Genomic DNA, 4,698 nt, shown 5'->3' on the forward strand with positions numbered 1-4,698 from the left:
TACGAGAGTTCCTTTCCGTGCAACTGACAGGCGCCGGCGATTCCGGCGCCGCGCGAGCCATAGAGCGCCGCTGATTGGTGCGGATTCTCGCCGTAACGCAGGTCCATCAACTTGGCCGCGTGGACGTCGAGGCGGAGCGGCAGAACGCCCTCACCGTCGATCTGCGTCAGACGCGCACTGATGGCGGCATCGTAATCGGCGGTGGTGCGGAAAGCTTTTTGCGCCAGCCGCCAGCGCGTTTCGCGCAAAAGGCTGCCGGCGTTCTCACGCATCTCTTCGTAGATAGCGTCGTAATCGTCGGGCGAAACCACGATGGCGACGTCATGAAAATTCTTGGCGGCCGAGCGAATCATGGTGGGGCCGCCGATGTCGATGTTCTCGATCAACTCTTCGAGGGTGACGCCTTCCTTGGCAGCGGCCTTCTCGAACTGGTAGAGATTCACCACCACCATGTCGATGGGCTGAATGCCGTGCGCTTCGAGAGCGCGGGTATGCTCGGCGTTTTCGCGGATGGCCAGAATGCCGCCGGTGATGCGTGGGTGCATGGTCTTCACTCGGCCATCCAGCATTTCGGGAAAGCCGGTCACCTCGGACACGTCCTTCACTTCAATGCCGGAGTCGCGCAGCAGGCGGGCTGTGCCGCCGGTCGAGATCAGTTCGACTGCAAACCGCCGCAAGCGGCGGGCGAAATTGACGATGCCGGTTTTGTCGGTTACGCTCAGCAGAGCGCGCTGGATTTTAGCCATGGATCTATAGGGTAGCGCATGTGTCGAGAAAAATCGGCGCCTCAAAAGCTACAAGTCAAACGCGCGATCATACACGAGCGAAACCTGTGGGGCATGACCACTCCTGGTTTGGACGGTGCGTGCGGCTTTTTGCCGGGTACGAAGAAAAAGCCGCAGGTCTCCGGCAAACGCCGCCGTAGGCCTGCGCTACAGGAATTCAGTAGCGAGATCAGGGTCGGGCGCGTTCACTCGAGTGGAGTGGTCGGGCTAGTTACTGATGCTTGGCGAGCCGGCGAAAATATTCCGCGACAGCTTCCGCGTATCCGGGTGGAGGCGGTTGAGACGCGCCGCTGCGCACGCTGCCGCTCCGCTCGTTGTCGGCGAGGCGCCGCAATTTCAATTCGACCTCTTCGACGCCGCCCATGAGGCTTTCGACGATTTGATCCAGGCGTTCGGGCCTGGCGCCGAAAAGCCGTGGATCTAAGCCTTGCATCTGGCGCATCAGGTCCTGAACGTTGCGGGAGATCTCATGGGGCACGTCGCGATTGCCGCGGAGCATCTGATCGAGCTGCGCGAGATCACGAATCCCTTCGCGAATGGTGCGTTCGGCATTAGCCGGGTTGATGCCGGGGCCCCCGAAGCTTTGTGAGTCAACGCCGCCGCGGCTAGAGGCGGCGCCGGGAGATTCGCTTCCCGGTTCGCTGCCGGCGCTCGTCCCGCTTGGGGACTGCTGTTGCCCGGGCCGGCGGCCGGCTTGCTGCCCCTGTTGCCCTTGTTGCTGCTGACCCTGTTGCTGCTGTCCCTGGCCCTGCTCCCGGCCCTGGCTCTTGAGTTGTTGAAGCTGCTCTCGCAGGCGTTCAACCCGTCCCAGCGCGGCCTCGAGATCATTTTCGCCGTTCTGGTCGTGGTTTAGCGCGCTCTGGGCTTCGCGAACGCGGCCATGCAGTTGGTTCAAGCCCTGCGTGATCGCGGGCAGGCGGGGCAGAGTGTAAGGGGCGTAGCCCTGGCGCATGGCTTCGACGGTCCATCCCATTTTCATGCCCAGGTCCTGCTTCTGCGCTTCCGCCAGCGCGTCCCGCAATTTTCCGGAGGCCGAAGGCTGCGTGCCGGCCATCTCGCGGGCGGCCTGCTGCATCTCTTTCTCGACGCTGGTCAGTTCATCGATCAACTTCTTTTCTTCTGATTGGAGCGACTCTGACTGGCGCCGTGAAGTTCCCGGTTGCAACAGAGTGGGCCGGCCCTGCCCGTCCTGTCCCACATTGCCGAACGTCTGCCGCATCTGCAGCTCGAAGTTTTGCTGAGACTCGGCAAGCTGCTGGGTTCTCCGTGCGAGTTCATCCATCTGCTGGCCGGCCTGCTGCCGTCGTTCTCCGGCGAGCATTTCGCGCGCCTCGCGGAGCCGCTCTGCCGCGCGCCGTGCCTCAGCCTCGCTCTGCGGAGTACCCTGGTTCTGCGAGGAGCCGGCGTTCTGCATATCGCGCTCGGCTTCCTGGAGCCGTTCCAGAGCGCGATTCAGCGCGGAAGCCTGCCCGCCAGATTGCCGGCCCTGCTGACCTTGCTGCCCCGATTGTCCCTGGCTCTGGCGGCTCTCCTGCCCTTGTTGCCCCTGCTGTCCCTGTTGCCCCTGCTGGCTGCGTGCACTCGACTGGCTGCGCGCCAACTGCTCCATCTTGCGGCGCAGTTCTTCGGCTTCGCGCCGCAGCATTTCCTGCTGCCACCGCTGCTGGTAGGTCTGCTGGTTCTGCTTTTGTTGATTGGCCAGTTCCTGCTGGCGGCGGGCCAGTTCCTCCAGCTTGGCGAGCGCTTCTTCGATCTCCTTTTGCCGCTGATCCGGCGATGCGGCATTCTGGCCCGATTCGAACTGGTTCTTCTCGCGGTCGAGCTCGAGATCAAACAGGCCCTCAAGATCGCGGCCCGCACCTCCGCCTCCGCCGCCCCGGTTGCCGAACGCTACCTGAATATCGCGGAATGTGGCTTCGGCGCGCGCAAGATGCTGGAGCGACTTTTGCTCAGGCGGCAGCGCAGCCTGCCAGTCGCCGGCGCGCAGCTTGTCGATGGCCGGGCCCATGGCTTCGATTGCCTGTCCCATGTCGTCGGCGAATTTTTTGAAGGCGGGATTGGCGGAACCCAGGTCGCGGGCCTGCATGCGCTCGGCCAGCGATCTTGCCTGGTCACGGAGCTTGGATTGTATCCCTGCAAGCAACCTGGCGTTCTCTTCCTCTTCGGCTTTGTTCTTGGGTTCCTTCTTGACCTCGTTCCAGGTGGCGGCGATGATCTCCTTCTGGTGTTCGGATACTTGAGGGGCCTGCTCGCCTCCGCCTCCACCACCCATCTGCTGCGATTGCGAGTAATTCCGCTCAAAGGGCTGCGCTTCGAGGAAGAAGATGTCGCTGCGGTTCGTGGCGAGACCGTTCTTCGCCGTGGCGTAGAAGCTCACGATATCGCCGGGTACCAGTTTGTAATCTTCCAGGTAGATCGTGGTGGACCCGTCAGCCGTTTTGCCACTCTTGCCGCCGAGATCCACGGTTTTTTCCTTTCCGCCGTTGACCGAATAGTGCAGATCCAAACCACGCAGGGCGAAATCATCGTGAGCTTCAACGGAGACCGTGACCTCTTCAATCGGATTTACCTTTGCGTCCCGGCCGGGCCGTGTAATGCGGAGGGCGGGCGGCTGGGCGTTTTGTACCTCAATGAAGTAATCGTTGCTGAGGCGAACCATGTCGCCGTGTTCGACGGCGGTCGCGACGTGGTAGACGCCATCTTTCTGCATCGGCAGCCGCGTTACGCCATCGCGCAACTCGAATCGGGACCCATCGTCCAGCAGCAGGGCGCCGTTCGAGAGCGGGAGGTCCGTGTCGACTTTCACCTCGGCCTCGGTGCCTTGCACGGCGCGCAGATCGCCGCCAGGATCTTCCACCGTGTCTTTCAGGCCAGTCCAGCCGGGATAGTGATAGGTGACGCGAAGCTTCTTGACCGCGGGCAGGTCGACAACACTCATGTGGTATTGCTTGGAGCGAACACCGCCCGCTGCCACATAGTAATCGAAAGCCTCCGGCACGCCGGTAAAAAGAAATTCAAAGCCGGGCGATCCCGGTTGCGGGCTCATGAGGGCCTCTTCCCATTTTGACGAGCTTTGGAATTTGGCGAAAACGCGCACGCGGTTTGTCTGAAAGCCCAGCAGCCGCGCGGTCACGAGCTGATCGGATTTGCGGCGGATGGTGTGGTCGCCCGGTTGGATCTGCACTTCATAGAACGGCACCTGATTGCGCGGAATCGCGCCCCAAAGCAGGGAAGTGCCATAGCCGAGGAATCCCGGGCCGGAGGTGCCAAGCCAAACGAGCGCCGCCAGCGAGACCAGCCCTGCCGAAGCAAAGCTCAGGATGCGTTTGCGCGGCGCAATGCGTTCGGGTTCGGCTTCGCGCGTCACGGCGAGAGTGTCGGCGGCAAGCAGTTCGAGGAATGGATCGGGGTGTTCGGCGCGCTCGGCGAAGGTCACCAGCCTTTGCTCGAATTGCGGGCATTGATGTTCGGCTTCTCTGGCGGTGTTGCGGCGGTTTAGACGAAGAAGCGGCCAGACCAGGCCTGCCCCCAGGGCCGCGGCGAGCGCAAGAAATAAGATGAGCCGCGCTCCCAGTACACTGCCGGCGGAGAATGCGAAATAATTCGCCAGCAGCGCGCCCGCAATAGTGAAGGCCAGCGCCGCAGCCCCCGCCATGGCTGCGCCGCGCGATAACGCCAGCATGCGCAGGCGGCGTTCCAGTTGCTGCAGATACTCCGTCAGTCCGTTGAGCGGATTCATGCTGCCTCTTTATCCACGGTGAGATGCCGATTCCCCACCAGCGACTCGGCTACAGCCAGCACCAGGACCGCCATCATGACGTACCACCAGAAATCCAGAGGCGTCCGCTCCTGCTGCGTGCTGCCAGCGGTTTGCGCGCGAGACCCCTGACCCGTATTTTGCCATAGCGCCAGC

The 4,698-nt window shown here is 62.5% G+C and carries 2 protein-coding genes; both read right to left on the reverse strand.

The window, feature by feature from the left end:
* A partial coding sequence (locus VMS96_11335; protein ID HVP44018.1) for a hypothetical protein occupies window positions 1–746 on the reverse strand: 746 nt, incomplete at its 3' end.
* 250 nt (window positions 747–996) lie between these two features.
* On the reverse strand, window positions 997–4,524 hold the full coding sequence (locus tag VMS96_11340; GenBank protein HVP44019.1) for a hypothetical protein: 3,528 nt from the start codon (window positions 4,522–4,524) through the stop codon (window positions 997–999).
* Window positions 4,525–4,698 lie beyond the last annotated feature (174 nt).

This window comes from Terriglobales bacterium (assembly GCA_035543055.1).
In the GTDB taxonomy this organism is placed as follows: Bacteria; Acidobacteriota; Terriglobia; order Terriglobales; family Acidobacteriaceae; genus JAIQFD01.

What these genes read in the sequence shown, in the direction of transcription:
- VMS96_11340 (HVP44019.1), bottom strand. Translation starts at nt 4,524, where the DNA reads ATGAATCCGCTCAACGGACTGACGGAGTATCTGCAGCAACTGGAACGC.